Annotated in this window: 19 protein-coding genes; 8 read left to right on the top strand and 11 right to left on the bottom strand. The window is 50.1% G+C overall.

All coding sequences use genetic code 11. The features are described 5' to 3' along the window. Positions 1-27 precede the first annotated feature (27 nt). From ilvC to QXG22_06070, 6 genes are read right to left on the bottom strand one after another with little or no spacing between them, the layout of a single operon-like run. Complete coding sequence (ilvC, locus tag QXG22_06095) at positions 28-1,014, bottom strand: ketol-acid reductoisomerase (GenBank protein MEM0359554.1); 987 nt, start codon at positions 1,012-1,014, stop codon at positions 28-30. Positions 1,015-1,039: 25 nt separating this feature from the next. Continuing rightward, positions 1,040-1,546, bottom strand: coding sequence for an acetolactate synthase small subunit (gene ilvN / locus QXG22_06090; protein MEM0359553.1), 507 nt, complete (start codon positions 1,544-1,546; stop codon positions 1,040-1,042). 1 nt (position 1,547) lies between these two features. Then, on the bottom strand, positions 1,548-3,233 hold the full coding sequence (gene ilvB, locus QXG22_06085) for a biosynthetic-type acetolactate synthase large subunit (protein ID MEM0359552.1): 1,686 nt from the start codon (positions 3,231-3,233) through the stop codon (positions 1,548-1,550). A gap of 33 nt (positions 3,234-3,266) precedes the next feature. Beyond that, positions 3,267-3,557, bottom strand: a complete 291-nt coding sequence (locus tag QXG22_06080) for a DUF424 family protein (GenBank protein MEM0359551.1) — start codon at positions 3,555-3,557, stop codon at positions 3,267-3,269. Continuing rightward, positions 3,557-3,964, bottom strand: a complete 408-nt coding sequence (locus QXG22_06075; protein ID MEM0359550.1) for a translation initiation factor IF-2 subunit beta — start codon at positions 3,962-3,964, stop codon at positions 3,557-3,559. The genes QXG22_06080 and QXG22_06075 overlap by 1 nt, the downstream gene beginning before the upstream one ends. Then, positions 3,965-4,648: an OB-fold nucleic acid binding domain-containing protein gene (locus tag QXG22_06070; GenBank protein MEM0359549.1), complete on the bottom strand. Its 684-nt coding sequence runs from the start codon at positions 4,646-4,648 to the stop codon at positions 3,965-3,967. A gap of 28 nt (positions 4,649-4,676) precedes the next feature. Here QXG22_06070 and cgi121 point away from each other — a divergent pair, with 28 nt between their 5' ends. Then, complete coding sequence (gene cgi121 / locus QXG22_06065) at positions 4,677-5,240, top strand: KEOPS complex subunit Cgi121 (protein MEM0359548.1); 564 nt, start codon at positions 4,677-4,679, stop codon at positions 5,238-5,240. On the opposite strand, the gene QXG22_06060 is transcribed toward cgi121, so the two are convergent. Continuing rightward, on the bottom strand, positions 5,176-6,402 hold the full coding sequence (locus tag QXG22_06060; protein ID MEM0359547.1) for a TrkA C-terminal domain-containing protein: 1,227 nt from the start codon (positions 6,400-6,402) through the stop codon (positions 5,176-5,178). The two genes, cgi121 and QXG22_06060, sit on opposite strands and share 65 nt — an antisense overlap. Before the next feature lie 43 nt (positions 6,403-6,445). Beyond that, entirely contained in the window at positions 6,446-7,531 is a 1,086-nt protein-coding gene (locus tag QXG22_06055) for a radical SAM protein (protein MEM0359546.1), read from the bottom strand. A 55-nt stretch (positions 7,532-7,586) separates the two neighbouring features. Between QXG22_06055 and QXG22_06050 the strand changes: the two genes are divergently transcribed. From QXG22_06050 to QXG22_06035, 4 genes are read left to right on the top strand one after another with little or no spacing between them, the layout of a single operon-like run. Next, positions 7,587-8,468 carry a ribose-phosphate diphosphokinase gene (locus QXG22_06050; GenBank protein ID MEM0359545.1) on the top strand — a complete coding sequence of 294 codons (882 nt, stop codon included), beginning with the start codon at positions 7,587-7,589 and terminating at the stop codon, positions 8,466-8,468. 28 nt (positions 8,469-8,496) lie between these two features. Beyond that, positions 8,497-9,516, top strand: a complete 1,020-nt coding sequence (locus QXG22_06045; GenBank protein MEM0359544.1) for a methyltransferase domain-containing protein — start codon at positions 8,497-8,499, stop codon at positions 9,514-9,516. 4 nt (positions 9,517-9,520) lie between these two features. Further along, positions 9,521-10,441, top strand: coding sequence for a ribonuclease Z (gene rnz / locus QXG22_06040; GenBank protein ID MEM0359543.1), 921 nt, complete (start codon positions 9,521-9,523; stop codon positions 10,439-10,441). 54 nt (positions 10,442-10,495) lie between these two features. Beyond that, a complete protein-coding gene (locus QXG22_06035) occupies positions 10,496-10,822 on the top strand; it encodes a hypothetical protein (GenBank protein MEM0359542.1) in 327 nt (108 codons plus the stop codon). Here the strand turns inward: QXG22_06035 and QXG22_06030 are convergent. Genes QXG22_06030 through QXG22_06020 form a run of 3 tightly spaced genes read right to left on the bottom strand, consistent with a single transcriptional unit; the run spans position 10,819 to position 12,087 of the window. Next, on the bottom strand, positions 10,819-11,241 hold the full coding sequence (locus QXG22_06030; protein MEM0359541.1) for an RNA-binding domain-containing protein: 423 nt from the start codon (positions 11,239-11,241) through the stop codon (positions 10,819-10,821). The two genes, QXG22_06035 and QXG22_06030, sit on opposite strands and share 4 nt — an antisense overlap. Continuing rightward, positions 11,219-11,800 carry an AAA family ATPase gene (locus QXG22_06025; GenBank protein ID MEM0359540.1) on the bottom strand — a complete coding sequence of 194 codons (582 nt, stop codon included), beginning with the start codon at positions 11,798-11,800 and terminating at the stop codon, positions 11,219-11,221. Before QXG22_06025 ends, QXG22_06030 begins: the two co-directional genes overlap by 23 nt. Further along, a complete protein-coding gene (locus QXG22_06020; protein ID MEM0359539.1) occupies positions 11,797-12,087 on the bottom strand; it encodes a MoaD/ThiS family protein in 291 nt (96 codons plus the stop codon). The genes QXG22_06025 and QXG22_06020 overlap by 4 nt, the downstream gene beginning before the upstream one ends. 156 nt (positions 12,088-12,243) lie before the next feature. Here QXG22_06020 and QXG22_06015 point away from each other — a divergent pair, with 156 nt between their 5' ends. From QXG22_06015 to argJ, 3 genes are read left to right on the top strand one after another with little or no spacing between them, the layout of a single operon-like run. Continuing rightward, positions 12,244-13,413 carry an argininosuccinate synthase gene (locus tag QXG22_06015; protein ID MEM0359538.1) on the top strand — a complete coding sequence of 390 codons (1,170 nt, stop codon included), beginning with the start codon at positions 12,244-12,246 and terminating at the stop codon, positions 13,411-13,413. Beyond that, positions 13,410-14,438, top strand: a complete 1,029-nt coding sequence (gene argC, locus QXG22_06010) for an N-acetyl-gamma-glutamyl-phosphate reductase (GenBank protein ID MEM0359537.1) — start codon at positions 13,410-13,412, stop codon at positions 14,436-14,438. Before QXG22_06015 ends, argC begins: the two co-directional genes overlap by 4 nt. Before the next feature lie 4 nt (positions 14,439-14,442). After that, positions 14,443-15,669 (top strand): bifunctional ornithine acetyltransferase/N-acetylglutamate synthase, encoded by a 1,227-nt coding sequence (gene argJ, locus QXG22_06005; protein MEM0359536.1) that lies wholly within the window; start codon positions 14,443-14,445, stop codon positions 15,667-15,669. The last annotated feature ends 17 nt before the right edge of the window (positions 15,670-15,686 follow it).

Below are 15,686 nucleotides of genomic sequence, written 5' to 3'. Positions count from 1 at the left end.
TCTTTTAGTGACTTAAAACCTTCACCACTACTTTTCTATCCCCGCCCACTTCCTGAGTTCCCTTCCCACCTTTTCTATAAGGTGTTCCTTTCCCTTCTCCCTCATTTCTTTGAGGTGTGGAAGCCCCTTTCGGTTTTCTTCTATCCATTCCCTCGCAAAACTTCCGTTTTGGATGTCTCGAAGAAGCTCTTTCATGACTTTTCTTGTCTCTTCCCCTATCAGTCTTGGTCCCCTGGTCCTTCCCCCGTACTCTGCAGTATTGCTTACAGCAGCCATCATACCCTCTATTCCCCTTTCATAGATGAGATCCACGATGAGTTTCAGCTCGTGCAAGCATTCGAAGTATGCATTTTCTGGTTGATATCCTGCTTCCACAAGGGTCTCAAATCCAGCTTTGATTAGCTCGGAAACTCCTCCAACCAACACGGCCTGTTCTCCGAAAAGGTCGGTCTCCGTTTCCTCTTTGAAGGTAGTTTGGAGGACTCCCACTCTGGTGAGTCCTATTCCTTTCGCCATACCAAGAGCCGTTTCCAAAGCTCTCCCAGAGGCATCTTGAAAGACCGCCACCAAACCCGGGGTCCCGGACCCCTGAAGATACATCTTCCTGAGCATGGCTCCCGGGGCTTTTGGCGCTACCAAGATGACATCCACATAGGGCGGCGGAACGATTTGCTTGAAGTGGATGTTAAAACCATGGCTGAAACCTAGGGTTTTGCCTTCCCTTAGATGGGATGAAATGGCTTCTCGATAGAGGAAGGCTTGTTGTTCATCGGGTACGAGGATATGAAGGATTTCTGCCCTTTTGGAGGCTTCTCCCACTTCATAAACCTCGAACCCATCCCTTTCCGCTCTCTCCCAGCTCGGCCCCTTTCTGGCTCCGATAATGACCTTGCATCCAGAATCCCGTAAATTCTGTGCTTGGGCATGACCTTGGTTTCCGTATCCTATCACGGCTATAGTTCTATCCTTTACCCAAGAGAGATCGGCATCCTTGTCCAAGTAAACTTTTGCCATGTCATAGTTTTAGGATGGCAAAGTTTTAAATACCACCGGAAGCCTGGTCTGGCCCTTTGTTCTTGGAAAGATAAACCTGTCCTGACCGTGCTACTTCCTTCAGAAGATCCGGACCCAGCGAGGAAAGGAGATGTTCTACCTCTTCGTGACTTCCCCCTATTTCTCCTATGAGAGTACCCTCCCGCACTTCCAGTACCTTTCCCCCCGCAGATTGAATGAGCCTTATGGTCTCGGACATTTCCTCTTCCTTGAGCTTCCTAGTCCTGAAAAGACAAATCTCTCTGGCTATACTGTTTTCAGGCTCTAACATCTGTACCTCCACGATGGGTTCGAGTCTGAGGAGAACCTTCCTCATGAAGGAGGCCATTTTGTCGTCTGCCTGAAAGAGGATGATCATCCTAGCCAAACCCGAGGGTTCTATACCCACGGTAATGGAGTCCATGTTGATTTGTCTTCGCGTGAAGCACCTAGAGACTCTCATCATTACTCCTGCCACGTTTTCGCAAAGCACGGAGAAAATTCTGGTTTTCATTCTAATCCCCCGTGATCATTTGGTCCAATTTTCCTCCAGCAGGGACCATGGGCAACACATGTTCCTCCGGGTCTATAACTACGTCCAAGACGGCTGGTTTTCCACACTTCAAGGCTTCCCTCAGCTTGGGTGCCATTTCACCTGGTCTGGTAACTCTGTCTCCCCATGCCCCATAAGCTTCTGCAAGTTTGACGAAATCGGGACTCTTTCCGAGATAGGTTTGGGATCTCCTCCCGCCATAAAAGAGATCCTGCCACTGCTTCACCATCCCCAGATAAGAATTATTAAAGATACAACAGACTACCTCTATTCCATTTTCCACTGCAGTAGCCAATTCTTGGGAATTCATGAGGAAACTACCATCCCCAGCTATGTCTATCACCTTTTTATCCGGTAGGGCAGTTTTTACTCCCAAAGAAGCGGGAAAACCGAACCCCATGGTTCCCAATCCTCCAGAGGAAATGAACCTCCTAGGACCTTTGATGGTACAATAATGGGCCGCCCACATTTGACACTGTCCTACTTCCGTTACCACGATGGAGTCGTCATCCAATACTTCCATTATCTCTTTTATTACTCTTTGAGGCTTCAAGGGAATGTCGTCGTAATCCATTTTCGGGGCAAAGTCTTTACGCATCTGTAGGACTCTCTCCTTCCACTCCGATCTTACCCCTCTCCTGCTTCTTTCCTTCAGTGCTCTCAGGATCTGTTGAAGGGAGCGCTTGGCATCCCCTACAATGGGAACATCTACCCTAACCAGTTTTCCTATCTCTACGGGATCGATGTCTATGTGGATGATCTTGGCTTTGGGAGCGAAGTACCGGGCGTCACCGGTCGATCTGTCGCTGAATCTTACCCCCACTCCTATAAGGAGATCGCATTCCGTTACGGCCAAGTTGGCAGCCTTTCTTCCATGCATTCCAAGCATCCCCAGAGAAAGGGGATGATCTTCCGGTATGCTTCCCTTCCCCATCAAGGAAGTCACTACCGGAGCTCCTAGGAGTTCTGCCAGTTCGATCAGTTCAGGGGAAGCTCCAGACCAAATTACTCCTCCTCCAGCAAACAGGACAGGACGTTCTGCTTCTTCGATAAGTTTTACGGCTTCTTCTATTCTTCTTGGATCTGGATCATACCTTTCCTTTTCTCTTCTCACGATTTCTGCAGGTATCTTAACCTTGGCCTTGGAAATCTGTACGTCCCTGGGAATGTCTATATGAACGGGTCCAGGTCTTCCAGCCATGGCTATGACAAAGGCCTTCCTGACCGCCTCAACCAGTTCCTTCACGTTCTTGACTAGGAAGTTATGTTTTGTGATGGGGAGCATGATACTCAACAAATCTGCTTCTTGGAAAGCATCAGTACCCAGGAGAGAGGTGGAGACCTGTCCCGTGATGGCTATTACGGGTGAGCTATCCATATAGGCATTGAGAATCCCCGTCACCAAGTTGCATGCCCCAGGTCCTGAGGTAGCCATGCACACACCTGGTCTTCCTAAAGCCCTAGCGTATCCATCGGCAGCATGAGCGGCAGCCTGTTCATGCCTTACGAGGATATGCTTTATGGAAGGTTCTTCGTAAAGTACATCGTAAACGGGAATGATGGCTCCTCCAGGAATTCCAAAGATGTGCCTCACTCCTTCTTTCTTGAGGGCTGAAACGAGAGCAGCCGCGCCAGTTATTTCCTCCATGCTTCTATCCCCCAGATAGCTGGTTATTAATTTTTACATCCTTACGAATTGAGCGTGGGGAACCCCCTGTATTCTGAGCACACAACTGGGGTCGATGAGGCCTTCCTTTATTGCCTCCTCTACGATGGAACCCACCAGGTTAGCTATAGTAGCCTCTCTCATAGCCTGCAAACACTCCGGAATGGTAGCTTTTTTCCCTCGATAGAATTCCTCACTCACTTTTAGTTTTATCTCTCCCTCTTTAAACTCCTTTCCGAGTAGCTCGGTATCACATACCGTAACCAGTACTTCTTCTCCCACCCTCCTTACTCTAAGTTCAAGCATCAGATATTCCTCACGGAGGATCTAGCTCCACAGGCTTCGCATCTCATCATATAGATCCTCCCTTGTTTTACGAGTTTGGTATCAGGTCTGTTACAGCTCTTGCATTTCACAAACTCTTCCATGTACCTGTCTATCCTTCCCTTTATCACCGAAGGAGTGAATCTTCCTTGAAAGAAAGCCTGGGAACCGTCGGAACTCCCCGCCGCCCCTAGCTCTCTCAGCAAGAATTTCATGAGGTGCTGGGGATCCCTATTGAGGGCAGAAGCAATGGCCTTGAGGTTCTTGAGCACGGTCCGGTTTCCCGCGGTTACCACTTCTGGTTCCGGTACTTTTAGTCTTTCACGATCCGATTCCACCTTGGGCAAAACTTGTAAAGCCTTTTCCAACCATTCTTGGTATTTTTCCATTCATCTCACTCTCCGATACCTTCCCGTTTTTGCTTCAAATATTTCTCCTTCGTCCATCAAGACGAGTAGGAGGTCTTCTACTTCTTTCTTTCCCAGCCCCAATTCCCTTGCCAGCTCTTCTTCCCTGACCCCTTCTCCCCTGTCAAGTTTCTCGAAAACCAGCAAAGCCCTCCTTTTGAGTTCCTCCGGAACCTGTGGGAGCTCCAATTCCTCCACCTCTATCTCCACCTCTTCGGGTGGGGTCTCGGCTTTTACTTCCATAAACCTCTTGGGTCGAATACCCTTGGCTAAGGCCTTTTTTTTGGCCAAGAGGATTTCCAACTCCCTCACCACTTCCCAATTCGGATCTTTTATCCTCAAGATAAGCTGGGGCACTAGATACCTTTCCCCTAGGTATTCCCTCATTCTTCCTATCACGTCTATTAGATCCCCCACTTTCAACTCATTCAGCTCCTTTGCCCCTTCTCTCCACCCCCTCAAGGAGATGACACCAGTGCCGTCATCTAGGTAAACAGTGCAATATTCTCCATCTTCCCTCAGCCATTTCTCAACCACCGTACCCATCACCCTAACCCTCGAAACCTTCTCTCCCCAAGGAGTAATCAGATAAGGAAAACCCTCTTCGGAAAGAAGGTATTCGCCCTGAAGGAGTTCCTCTACTTTTACTTTACGGGCCGCTGCCATTCTTAAACCATCTGCGAGGCTATATTTGATGTTTGTGATGGCCCCTGTCCTTTTCGAACTTCCGGAGCTCCAGAAGTGGGTAGGGCTTACAGGAGGAAAGAGGAAAGGTAAGCTGGGAGTGGGGGAGATACTGGAAAGGATAAGAAGGGTGGATCAGAAAATGGGGACAACCACCCAAGCCTTCGACGCGAGGTTGGTGGCTGGAAAGGCTCACCTCGCGCATGCCAGCAGGCTGGCCCTTCTCGCCCATTCCAGAGGAATGGGGTTTGCAGATTCCCTGGCTTTGGAGTTGATTTGTTGGGCGGCAGCGGAGAGGCAGATTTCTAGGGCATTGGAAAAGATGGGTTTGAAAGAAGACTCAGTGGCTATAGGGCTCGTTTCAGTGGGGGAGGAAAAGAAAACGGTGGAAAGAGCGTTGGAGGAAATTCTAAGGGAAACGGAAATAGAAAGGGAGGATGAAGTGCTGAATCTTTCACCTTCCAAGGCAAGGCTACTCCTAGAAAAGTTCTATCTTCCCAAAAAGATGGTCAGGAAGCTTGGGGTTCAGAAGCTGGTACTGGAGAGGATAGCCCTTCTGGCTCTTGAGAAGTGACTTTTTTGGACTTACACATTTGTGCCAACTTGCGGAGAGCCCGATAGGTTCCCCTCACCACCAACCGATCTCCCCCCATGATCTTTTTCCCTCGGTTTGGCTCGAAGAAGAATTTTCCCCTGCGCTCTATTACCATCACATCCACTCCAACACTTGTTTCAAGATTGAGCTGCTCGAGAGTTTTACCTTCTAATGTCGAGCCCGCTTCTACTTTGATCCTTGCTACTTGTTCATCCGCCTTTGAAAGAGCCTCTGCAAAGACAGGATGTAGCTCCTCACCCCTCAATATTACATCTGCAATGGTGTCTGCAGCATCCGAAATCTTTTCTAGACATTTCACGACTTGCAAAAGGCTGTTCAGCTTTCTTGGATCTTCTTCCTCCCTGCTCGCTTTTAGAGTTTCCAGCCAGAGTTGATAATTCAGCTTGTCGAACTTCTCCTCCAATCTCCTCACCTCTTTTCCCAGCTCCTTTGAGGCCAAGAGAACGGAGGAGTAAGCGAGATCGACCATCATGCTGCTCAAATCGTACATTTGGGCCAACTCCAGCTCTAGCTTGGAGGGTTTTTTCTCCCTCCCTTCCTCCACATTTGAACCTGTTAATTTATGCAAGACCGAAATCCCTTCCTCCGGTCCCCTCACCACGAGCAGATCCCCTTCCCTCAGCTCCGTACTCGAAGAGGGAGGAACTATCCATTCCTTATCCCTTCTTATAGCTAGGATCTTTACGCCAATTCTGGAGGGAAGTTCCAGCTCCTCCAATCTTTTGTGCAAAAGGGCTGAGCCCTCACCCACTCTCAGCTGGGTGAGCTTCTCTTCACATCTGAGAAGGGCATTTTTCACCAGAGGATGTATTTCCATTCCTCTCAGGACTAGGTCCACCATGTCTCCCGTGGAGTTTGAAATGGCTTCAGCCGCACTCGCTATTTGGAGCACCCCTGCAATTTTTCTTGCATCTTCCTCGCTGCGTGCGGCTAGGACAGCCACAGTCCAAATTTCATACATGAGGTGATCCATCTTTAGTTCGAGTTCCCTAACCTTTTTTGCCAACTCTTTGTTTTCGAAGAGTAGAGAGACACGTGCAAGATCCATCATCCAATCGGAAGTGTTCTTCATCTCGGTGAGTAGCTCTCTAACATTACGTGGTTCTTTGCTTTCTGCCATATTCATTAAAAATTCCTTCAGGAAAAAATAAGCGTTTCGAAGGCTAAGGTTCCAAGCTCAGCCCAAGTCTCTCAGCTTCCTCCAAGGCTTTTCTGAATTCTTGTGGAGAAAGGGCACGGTTTATCTCAGGATATTCCGCAGCTCTATAGCATGGACGATATTGCGCCATCACGTTCACCCATACTTTTTCTCCAAGGTTTTCGGCTATCCACCGGAGCACAGGGAAGGTACAGCACTCGAGATGACCCGGCATTACCAAATGGCGGATGATGAGCTCTGCATCCGAGAAGGCTGTGAGATGATTTCTCGTTACGGTTTCCCAGTATCTCGAGATACCTGAATATTTTCGGGCGCATCTGTCGTTCCCCCACTTGAAATCTGTTAGATAAATATCTTGGGTTCCCTTGAGGAGCTCCGCACTCGAGGAGCTGTAGTACATGTTGGAGTTCCAAACAGAGCTAAGGCGTCCACCATATTCCCTGAGGGTCTCGAGGATGAAGAGAAGGTGCGGGTCTGGGTTTCCACCCACAAAGTTCACATTCCTGGCCCCGTGTTTTTCGGCTTCGGAGATGAGGAAAGAGAGTTCCGCTGGGGAGAATTCTTCTCCTTCGTCAGGGAATTGTGAGATGTCCCAATTCTGGCAAAAACAACACTTGAAGGAACAGCCCGAAAAAAAGACGGTATAGGAGGGAACGAGCACGCTTTCCTCCCCATAATGCATGAATTCGGAAGCTACCTTCGTCTTTCCCACCCTGCAGAAGCCCTTTTCCCCCTTTAACCTGTTAACACCGCACTTGTGTTCGCAGAGTTGGCAGGAAGAAAGGAGGCGACGGGCCAGTTCTATCTTGAGGTCCAGCAGGGAGGATTTAGGTTTTTCAAGCTCGTCCAGTTTCATTTTTCCCTTGTCTACCAGTTCCAAGGTCTTTTTGAACTCCCTCAAGGAGAGGTCGTGGATTTTCCAGAGTTCCTCCGTTTCCCAGGAAGGCTCGAAGGATGCGGGTATCCTTTTACAGATTTGGAACCTGGGCGGTACTTCCCCCCTCAGGACCCTGAAATACCTAGCAAAGGATTTTTTGGCCCTTTCATTCCCTAGCACCGTGAAAGCATCTGGTCTTAGAATCCTCCACATTTCATCCTACCAAAACATTATAAAATCCTCCTCAAGAAAAAACTTCGGGAGAAAAATGATAGTAATAGGGGGTTCTGCTTCCCGCAAGCTATCTTGGGAAATTGCCAAAGAACTGAACTGTAAGTTTTCTCAACCGGAGGTTAAATCCTTTCCAGATGGAGAACTTTACGTGAGGATACCGGATGACCTTTCTGGGGAAGAGGTGGTAATAGTTCAATCCACTCCCCCTCCCCAGAATGAAAATCTCATGGAGCTCTTTTTACTTTTGGAGGCGGCCTCTGAACAAGGACCTAAGAGCCTCAAAGCCGTGGTTCCCTACTTGGCATATGCACGCCAGGACAAAATCTTTAAGAAAGGGGAAGCCCTGAGCCTCAAACTCATTTCTTCCTTCATAGAAGAGGCGGGGGCGGAGGAGTTGGTGGTAGTGGACATCCACGAAAGAGAATCCCTTTCTTATTTCTCTATACCTGTGAAAAACGTCACGGCAGCCCCTCTTTTGGGTAGATACTTCAAGGGAATGGGGCTTAAAGATCCTCTCTTCTTGGGCCCGGATGAAAAAGCCGCCCAGCAGGCCAGTAGGGCTGCGAAGGAATTGGGCGCTTCCTTCGATTCTCTGGAAAAGGAAAGGATTACTCCAGAACTCGTGGTAACTTCGAGTAAGGAACTAAGGGTGAAGGATAGGGATGCCGTGATCATCGATGATATCATAAGCACGGGTGGAACTATAGCGGAAGCAGCCAAAATCCTCAAGAAGGAAGGGGCAAGAAGAATCTTTGCTGCATGTACGCATCCCGTGCTTTCTGGAAACGCCCTTGAAAAAATGAAGGCAGCTGGTGTAGAGGGGGTGGTGGGGACCAATACCATAGAGAATTCCCATAGTTTGGTTTCCGTGGCCCCAGTTATCGTGGAGGGGCTCAGGCAGTCCGTCCTTTTATAAATTTTAATTGGCTATCCATGGATAGAATGTGAGGCTGGTCTTCCTTCTTTCAGGGGAACATCCTTATCTTCCCAGGGCAGAAGTTTTGGCAGCCATCCAAGCCGAAGGGGGTACGGGGAAGGTATTGGAGGAGTTCGATCAAGTACTGGTGGTGGAAACCGAAGTGAATCCTTCTCTCCTAGCCTCTAGGCTTGGCATGTCACACGAGGTTTGGACCCATCTTTGTACTTCTAGGGTGGAAGAGCTCTTGGAAGCCGTGGGGAGTACCGATGTGGTGGACCTGATACCGCATGGAAAAACTTTCGCGGTTAGAACGGTGCGTATAAAGAGATATTCACCTGAGATAAAAAGAGAAGAACTTTCGAAGAGAATAGCAGACCTGATAAGGGGAGAAGTGAAGTTTGAGGTCGATCTGGAGAAACCAGAGGTGGAAGTCTGCATAGCCCTCACGGATGGAATGGGAATAGTGGGAATGAAAGTGGGCGATACTGCCAGAAAAGAGATGGGAAGCCGCAGACCAAAGTTCCGCAAGGCCTTTCATCCCAGTACCCTTTTCCCTTCCCTAGCAAGATGCATGGTAAACCTCGCTAGAGCACCCAGAGGAGGAACTATTCTGGATCCCTTCTGTGGCGTGGGGGGAATTCTCATAGAAGCGGGACTAATGGGAATGAAAGTGTGGGGAATAGATTTGGATCCCAAGATGGTGGAAAGGGCTAGAATCAACTTAGAAAACTATGGAATAGAAAACTTCAGACTGGAAGTAGGTGATGCCTGTCAATGGAAGGGTAGAAGGGTGGACGCTATAGTCACCGATCCTCCTTATGGAAGACAGGCCAGTACTTGGAAGAGGTCAAAAGAGGAACTCTATAGAAGGGCCCTTCCTTCGCTGGTGAGGGCTCTCAAAAGGGGAAAATACATGTGTTTGACTTCCCCCTCAGAAGTCGACTTGGGGGAAATGGCAGCAGAGGTGGGACTGGAGGAGAGGGAGAGATACGAGCAGAGGGTCCACCGGAGCTTAACTAGAAGGATTTACGTTTTCAGGGGTTGAGAAGCTGAACCTCACGCTAACTTTTTTGGGAACAGGAGGAAGCATTCCCTCCCCCTCTAGATCCCTTCCTTCTTTGGCCATCAAGAGGGGTGGAGAACTCCTCCTCTTCGATTGTGGTGAGGGAACACAGGGGCAAATGGTAAGGGTCGGTCTCAGCCCCCTCAAGGTAGATGCCGTTTTCATCTCCCATCTCCATGGAGATCACTTCCTGGGTCTGGCAGGATTGGTACAAACGATGTCCCTCTTTGGTAGAACCCGTCCGCTGGAAGTCTATGTTCCAGTGGGAGAGGAAGAAAAAATTGAGACCCTTCTTCGACTCCCCCACTATACTCTAGAATTCGAAGTAAAGGTAAGGGGATTGAAGGGAGGAGAAAAAGTGGAAAGGACGGGCTATAGAATCCTCACTTCTTCCACCAAACATGGGGTAGTGGGTTTGGCCTTTTCCCTAGAGGAATTTCCCAGACCTGGGAAACTGGACCCGGAGAAGGCGGTCGGATTGGGAGTAACACCAGGACCGGCCTTCTCTCTTCTCAAAGCTGGTCAACCGATTTTCCTTCCTGGAGGTAGAGAGGTAAGGCCAGAGGAAGTGTTGGGTCCTCCCCTTCCTGGAAGGAAAGTGGTATACGCGGTGGACACAAGACCCTGTGAAGAAATCATTGCCTTAGCCCAAGGAGCAGATGTTTTGATCCATGATTCCATGTTCGGAGAGGAGCTTCTCGAAAGGGCCAAGGAAGGAGGACATTCCACCTCATCGGAAGCAGCTTGGGTGGCGAAGGAGGCAGGAGTAAAACTTTTGGTCCTCACCCATCTCAGTCCAAGGTATCGGGAAGTTTCTACCCTTTTGGAACAGGCTAGGAAAATTTTCCCCAATACCGTAGTAGCCGAAGATCTCATGGTGCTGGAGGTTCCCTTAGCCGGTGGTTAGTTGTCAAAAGGTCGTCTTCTCTTCTGGTTTCTTCCCCTCGTGGATTTAATTGCCATGGGAAAGATTCTGGAATACTATGCCGGAAAGGGGATCTTCATTCCCCGCTCCCATGTCTTCTTGGCCACCTTCGAAAGATGGGCTGGCTACTTACCAGCGGGTTTCTTGCTCGGGAGGTGGTTGGGGCCCCTCAAGGCTTTTTCCATTTTCCTCCTCGCCATGCTCCTTGCGGGACCCCTGGAAGTCCTATTGATGAGCAGGGGTAAAGCCCCTTGGCATTTCCTGCGCGGAAAAGGGAAAGGGTTGTTGATGGAGGTCTTTTTGCTCGAAGGTTATAACGCGCTGGGATATTTCATGTTCGGTGCAATGCTGGGCATTCTCTAAACTCTCTTTATTTCTTCAAGGGAAACTTCTCTAAGGGCTTTACCTTCTTTGGTCTTGGGGGCCAAAAAATCGAGGAGGAGATCGGGATCCCTAGTTTCCACTACTACCTTGATGGGTCCTAAAGGGGCTTCACCCTCTGTGAAGCTGACCTTCCCCATGAAAGCCGCCTGCTTATTGAGCCAAAACTCCAACTTCCCCTCCCCTTTACCCCTAAGGAGCTGATTCCTGGCAGCATCCCTGATGGCTTGAAGGCGTAGGAGGTCCCTCAAGCGGGAGAGAACTTCCGGGTCCTCTGAGGTACCTTCTACCTTTCCGCTCTCCCTTTTCAGGAAAAGAAGGGGGAAAAGATTCTTCACGGCTTTTTCTACCTTCTGTGGATCCTCGCTCGGCTTTACTTCAGCTTCTACCCAAACCCTCATCCCTCATCAACCTCCTGAAAAATTCCATGGCTTTTTCCCTCAGTTCTTCCAAAGTTCCCTCGTTGATGAGGAGAAAGTCGGCGAGGGAAAGGGCATTGCCCACCCCCCATTCCAACTCCCTTTTTTCCTTCCGTATAAAACCCTCGTAATCTTCTGCATCATCTTCCCTCCTCCTCGAGGCTATTCTCGAATACCTCAGGGAAGGGCTAGCCCAAATCCCCACGATTACCACATCCTTCCCAAAGGCTTTTCTGAGTTCTTCCACCTCTTCCATCGCCCTGATACCATCCACGACCACCATCCCTTTTTCCTCCAGTTTTTCCCTGATGAGGGGAAGACAGAGACGGGCCACTATTCCCTTCCCACCCTTCTCTCTCAGTTCGTTGGCTACCTTTCCCACATTTTCTTCGTTGATCTCCAACCCCCTTTTTCTGATTTCTGTGAGCACCACCTCCCCCATCCTAATACAGGGAATGCCCAAGGAAAGGGCCACTTTCGCCACCTCAGTTTTCCCAGCACCTTGTAATCCTACCAGACCCACCACTTTCAAGATCCTCACACGACTTGTGGATCCTGCTCCTTCTCAAGGGGTAAAATCGTTATTTCGTCCTTGTGTTTGAGTTTGGTGTGGATCCCCAACGTGCGTTTCACGGGTCTATTGTTTAGTAGCACTTGACAGTTCTCGCTTAGTTCACCGGTCGTGGGATCCAAAATGCTCTCCACCACCTGGGGATGTCTCCTGCTCAGCTTCATGAAAAGGGAGTCCAGCGTTTCTTCTTCTTCGATGGGTACCCTCACACTTCCAGTTCCAGCTCTCTTGCCGAGATCTCCCTGCAGGTTAACCATCACATACATCTTGTCGCCCGTGATTTTGGAACGCTTTTTCGTCTAGACACTCCCTTTTCGATTTTTTGTACAGTTGAGAGTAATTTTCCGAGCCATAAAAACCTTTCAGGATATCCCCAAAACCTATATGAGGGAACGACCAAAAATTTCATTTACATGAAAGTGGTGCTGGGGTTCAGCGGAGGACTCGATACCTGTACCTGTCTGAAGCTCCTACAGGAGAAGTACGGAGCGGAGGTCATCACCGTTATGGTGGATGTGGGGCAAAGACCAGACCAGTTCCGCATAGCGGAGGAGAGGGCGAGAAGGCTCGGGGCTTCCAAACATATCTACGTGGATGCGAAGGAGGAGTTCGTCAAAGAATATATTTTCAGGAGCGTGAAGGCTAACGGATGCTATGAAGGTTATCCCCTCTCCATTTCCCTCGCCAGGTATCCCACCGCCAGTTGGCTAGCGAAAATAGCCATGGAAGAAGGGGCAGAAGCCGTGGCCCATGGATGCACGGGAAAGGGCAACGATCAGTTCAGGTTTGACCTAACCCTTTCCGCCAAGGTTCCGCATTTACGTATCATCGCCCCCATAAGGGAGTTCAGTCTAACCAGGGAGGAAGAAATAGAATACCTGGCCAAACATGGCATCACTTTTTCCTCCACCCCCTATAGCGTGGATGAGAACCTATGGGGAAGATCGATCGAAGGCAGGGAGTTAGAGGATCCCCTCCAATCCCCTCCCGAGGAGGCCTTTCAGCTCACCCAAAGTCCTCTGAAAGCCCCAAGGGAACCCCTGATCGTTTCCTTGGGGTTCGAGGAGGGAATCCCCGTTTCCATGAACGGGGAGTACATGGATGGGGTGAAGTTGATAAGGGAACTCAACCAATTGGCCGGAAAATATGGGATAGGACGCATAGATATAATGGAAGATAGGGTTTTGGGCCTCAAGGTCAGGGAGGTTTACGAAGCTCCAGCCGCCACGGTCCTCCTTGAGGCCCATAAAGCCTTGGAGGCCTTGGTCCTTACACGGGAGGAGCTGATGGTTAAGGAGAGGATAGACAGAAAGTGGAGCGAGATGGTATATGTGGGAAGATGGTTCGATCCGCTGAGGGAAGATTTGGAGGCTTTCATCGACGCCACCCAAAAGAGGGTTACCGGAGAAGTGAAAATGGAATTCTTACCAGGAAGGGCCATGGTGGTGGGTAGGTCCTCACCTTACTCCCTCTATGAGAGGGAAATAGTTTCCTTCCATTTGAGGGGCTTCGATCAAAGGATGTCCGCCTCTCTAACCAAGTTCTACGGTTTGGACGGTAGGTTAGTAGGAATGAGAGGATGATTAAGGTTTCCATCGTGGGCGTGGCAGGTTACACTGGGGGAGAACTCCTCAGAATTCTACTAAGACATCCGGAGACAGAGGTAGTGGGAATTTTCGGGGAAGAGCATGTAGGTGCCCGCCTTGCTTCCCTTCATCCTCAGCTTTCTGGAGTGGTGGGAGAAAGAAGGGTGGAAAAACCAGATTATGGAAAGATAGGCTCGGAGTCCGATGTAGTCTTCATGGCTACTCCCAACGGTGTGGCGATGAAAGCTGTTCCCAAGATTTTGGAGGGAGGAGCAAAGGTAGTGGATCTCAGCGCGGACTACAGGTTTAAAGATGTAAGGGTGTACGAGAAATATTACACCAAACACGAAAGTCCACACATCCAGGGAGTCTATGGTCTTCCGGAGCTCTACAGGGAAGAAATAAAAAAGGCCACCCTGATTGCCAACCCCGGTTGTTATCCCACCGCCGCCATCCTGGCTCTAGCCCCTCTCGTAAAAGAAAGACTGGTGGAATTGGATCGGCTAGTGGTGGACGCTCTGAGTGGCACTTCGGGGGCTGGCAGGGGATTGAGGGAGGGTCTGCATCATCCCGTTTGTGGCGAGAATGCCAGTGCCTATTCCGTCACCACGCACAGGCACCTCCCTGAGATAAAACAGGAATTGGAAAGGCTGGCGAATGGGAAAGTTGGTCTTTATTTCACTCCACACCTAATCCCAGTGGTCAGGGGGATCCTCTGCACGGCCCACGCTTTCCTGAGGGAAGAAAGGTCGAAGGAGGAACTCCTCAGCGTTTACAAAAGATTCTATTCGGGAGAGCCTTTCGTTAGAGTGGTAGAAGGGCTTCCCGAGCTAAACTACGTAGTTGGCTCCAACTACTGCGATATCGGTCTCGAAGTCTCGGAGGACGGAAAATGGGTAGTGATAGTTTCTGCTATCGATAACCTCCTCAAAGGGGGTTCCGGACAAGCGGTTCAAAACATGAACCTCAGGTTCGGGCTAAAAGAGACGATGGGATTGGAAGTCCTCCCCATGCGTCCGTGAGAGGATGGAACTGAAAAGATTGAAGGGGGGAATAACGGAACCTGAAGGTTTTCTTGCGGCCGGGGTGAGGGCCGGGATACGCTCCAAGGGTCTAGACCTCGCCCTCCTGAGCTGTGAAGAAGGACCTGTTCCTGCTGCAGGGGCCTTCACCACCAGTAGGACTAGGGCTCCTCCCGTAATCCTCACGATGAGGCATCTACGCAAGGAAAGGAGGCTCGGGGCCATAGTGGCCAACTCAGGCTGTGCCAACTCCTTTACCGGTGAGAGGGGGATGAGGGATGCCAAGAGGATGGCAGAACTCACGGCAGAACTACTGGGCCTCAAGACCCATCAGGTGGGCGTGGCCTCCACAGGCATGATAGGAACCTATCTTCCCATGGAGAAGGTAGAAGCGGGGATAAGGGAAGCCGTGAAAAAACTCTCCCCTTCTAGGCGGGCCTCCCATTTGGCTGCCCAAGCCATCCTCACCACGGATCGCTTTCCAAAAGAGGTGGCCGTAAGAGTGGAAACGGAGGAGGGAACACCAATAACCATTGCCGGAATGGCCAAGGGGGCTGGTATGATCCGTCCCAGGCTAAAGACGGCTACCATGCTCGTCTTTCTAACAACCGATGCCAGGGTGGATCCCCTCTCCCTCAAGACCTCCCTACAGGCCTCTGTGGACAGGACCCTCAACATGATCACGGTGGACAACGATACCAGCACTAACGATATGGTTTTGATGATGGCAAGTGGTAAGGCGGAAAACGAGGAGCTCAAGAAGGATGCAGGTTTCCAACACGGCTTGGATTTCGTTCTCACGGAGCTGGCTAAGATGATCGTGAAGGGGGCGGAAGGGGCTACCCGCATGATGGAGGTGAAGGTAAAAAACGCTAGGGAAGGGGAGGCCAAGAAAGCGGCCCTGGCCGTAGCCGGTTCCAACCTGCTCAAGGCAGCACTTTTTGGGGGAGACCCCAACTGGGGAAGGATAATCGCCGCCCTCGGGTATTCGGGCGCACGCTTCGATCCGAGAAGGCTCACACTCAAGGTGAAAAGCGAGAGGGGGGAGGTCACACTTGTGGAAAGGGGGAGACCCATCGGAGGACCCGACCTACCGGAGGCAGCAGAAATTATGAAGGCTGATGAGATCCTCTTTGAAATAGATTTGGGGGAAGGAAGGGACGAGGCCACGGCGTGGGGTTGTGATTTGAGTTACGATTACGTAAGGATCAATTCTAGATATAGAACTTAGTCTTTCGATGGAGTTAA

This window comes from Candidatus Hadarchaeales archaeon, assembly GCA_038736355.1.
Taxonomy (GTDB): Archaea; Hadarchaeota; Hadarchaeia; order Hadarchaeales; family WYZ-LMO6; genus WYZ-LMO6.
The sequence above is the reverse complement of the archived record's forward strand: the minus strand, read 5'-3'. Positions and strand labels throughout refer to the sequence as shown.

What these genes read in the sequence shown, in the direction of transcription:
- cgi121 (MEM0359548.1), top strand. Translation starts at nt 4,677, where the DNA reads ATGTTTGTGATGGCCCCTGTCCTTTTCGAACTTCCGGAGCTCCAGAAG.
- QXG22_06035 (MEM0359542.1), top strand. Translation starts at nt 10,496, where the DNA reads ATGGGAAAGATTCTGGAATACTATGCCGGAAAGGGGATCTTCATTCCC.
- ilvB (MEM0359552.1), bottom strand. Translation starts at nt 3,233, where the DNA reads ATGGAGGAAATAACTGGCGCGGCTGCTCTCGTTTCAGCCCTCAAGAAA.
- QXG22_06070 (MEM0359549.1), bottom strand. Translation starts at nt 4,648, where the DNA reads ATGGCAGCGGCCCGTAAAGTAAAAGTAGAGGAACTCCTTCAGGGCGAA.
- QXG22_06030 (MEM0359541.1), bottom strand. Translation starts at nt 11,241, where the DNA reads ATGAGGGTTTGGGTAGAAGCTGAAGTAAAGCCGAGCGAGGATCCACAG.
- QXG22_06050 (MEM0359545.1), top strand. Translation starts at nt 7,587, where the DNA reads ATGATAGTAATAGGGGGTTCTGCTTCCCGCAAGCTATCTTGGGAAATT.
- QXG22_06020 (MEM0359539.1), bottom strand. Translation starts at nt 12,087, where the DNA reads ATGGTTAACCTGCAGGGAGATCTCGGCAAGAGAGCTGGAACTGGAAGT.
- QXG22_06060 (MEM0359547.1), bottom strand. Translation starts at nt 6,402, where the DNA reads ATGGCAGAAAGCAAAGAACCACGTAATGTTAGAGAGCTACTCACCGAG.
- ilvN (MEM0359553.1), bottom strand. Translation starts at nt 1,546, where the DNA reads ATGAAAACCAGAATTTTCTCCGTGCTTTGCGAAAACGTGGCAGGAGTA.
- QXG22_06015 (MEM0359538.1), top strand. Translation starts at nt 12,244, where the DNA reads ATGAAAGTGGTGCTGGGGTTCAGCGGAGGACTCGATACCTGTACCTGT.
- QXG22_06075 (MEM0359550.1), bottom strand. Translation starts at nt 3,964, where the DNA reads ATGGAAAAATACCAAGAATGGTTGGAAAAGGCTTTACAAGTTTTGCCC.
- QXG22_06080 (MEM0359551.1), bottom strand. Translation starts at nt 3,557, where the DNA reads ATGCTTGAACTTAGAGTAAGGAGGGTGGGAGAAGAAGTACTGGTTACG.
- ilvC (MEM0359554.1), bottom strand. Translation starts at nt 1,014, where the DNA reads ATGGCAAAAGTTTACTTGGACAAGGATGCCGATCTCTCTTGGGTAAAG.
- argC (MEM0359537.1), top strand. Translation starts at nt 13,410, where the DNA reads ATGATTAAGGTTTCCATCGTGGGCGTGGCAGGTTACACTGGGGGAGAA.
- argJ (MEM0359536.1), top strand. Translation starts at nt 14,443, where the DNA reads ATGGAACTGAAAAGATTGAAGGGGGGAATAACGGAACCTGAAGGTTTT.
- QXG22_06055 (MEM0359546.1), bottom strand. Translation starts at nt 7,531, where the DNA reads ATGTGGAGGATTCTAAGACCAGATGCTTTCACGGTGCTAGGGAATGAA.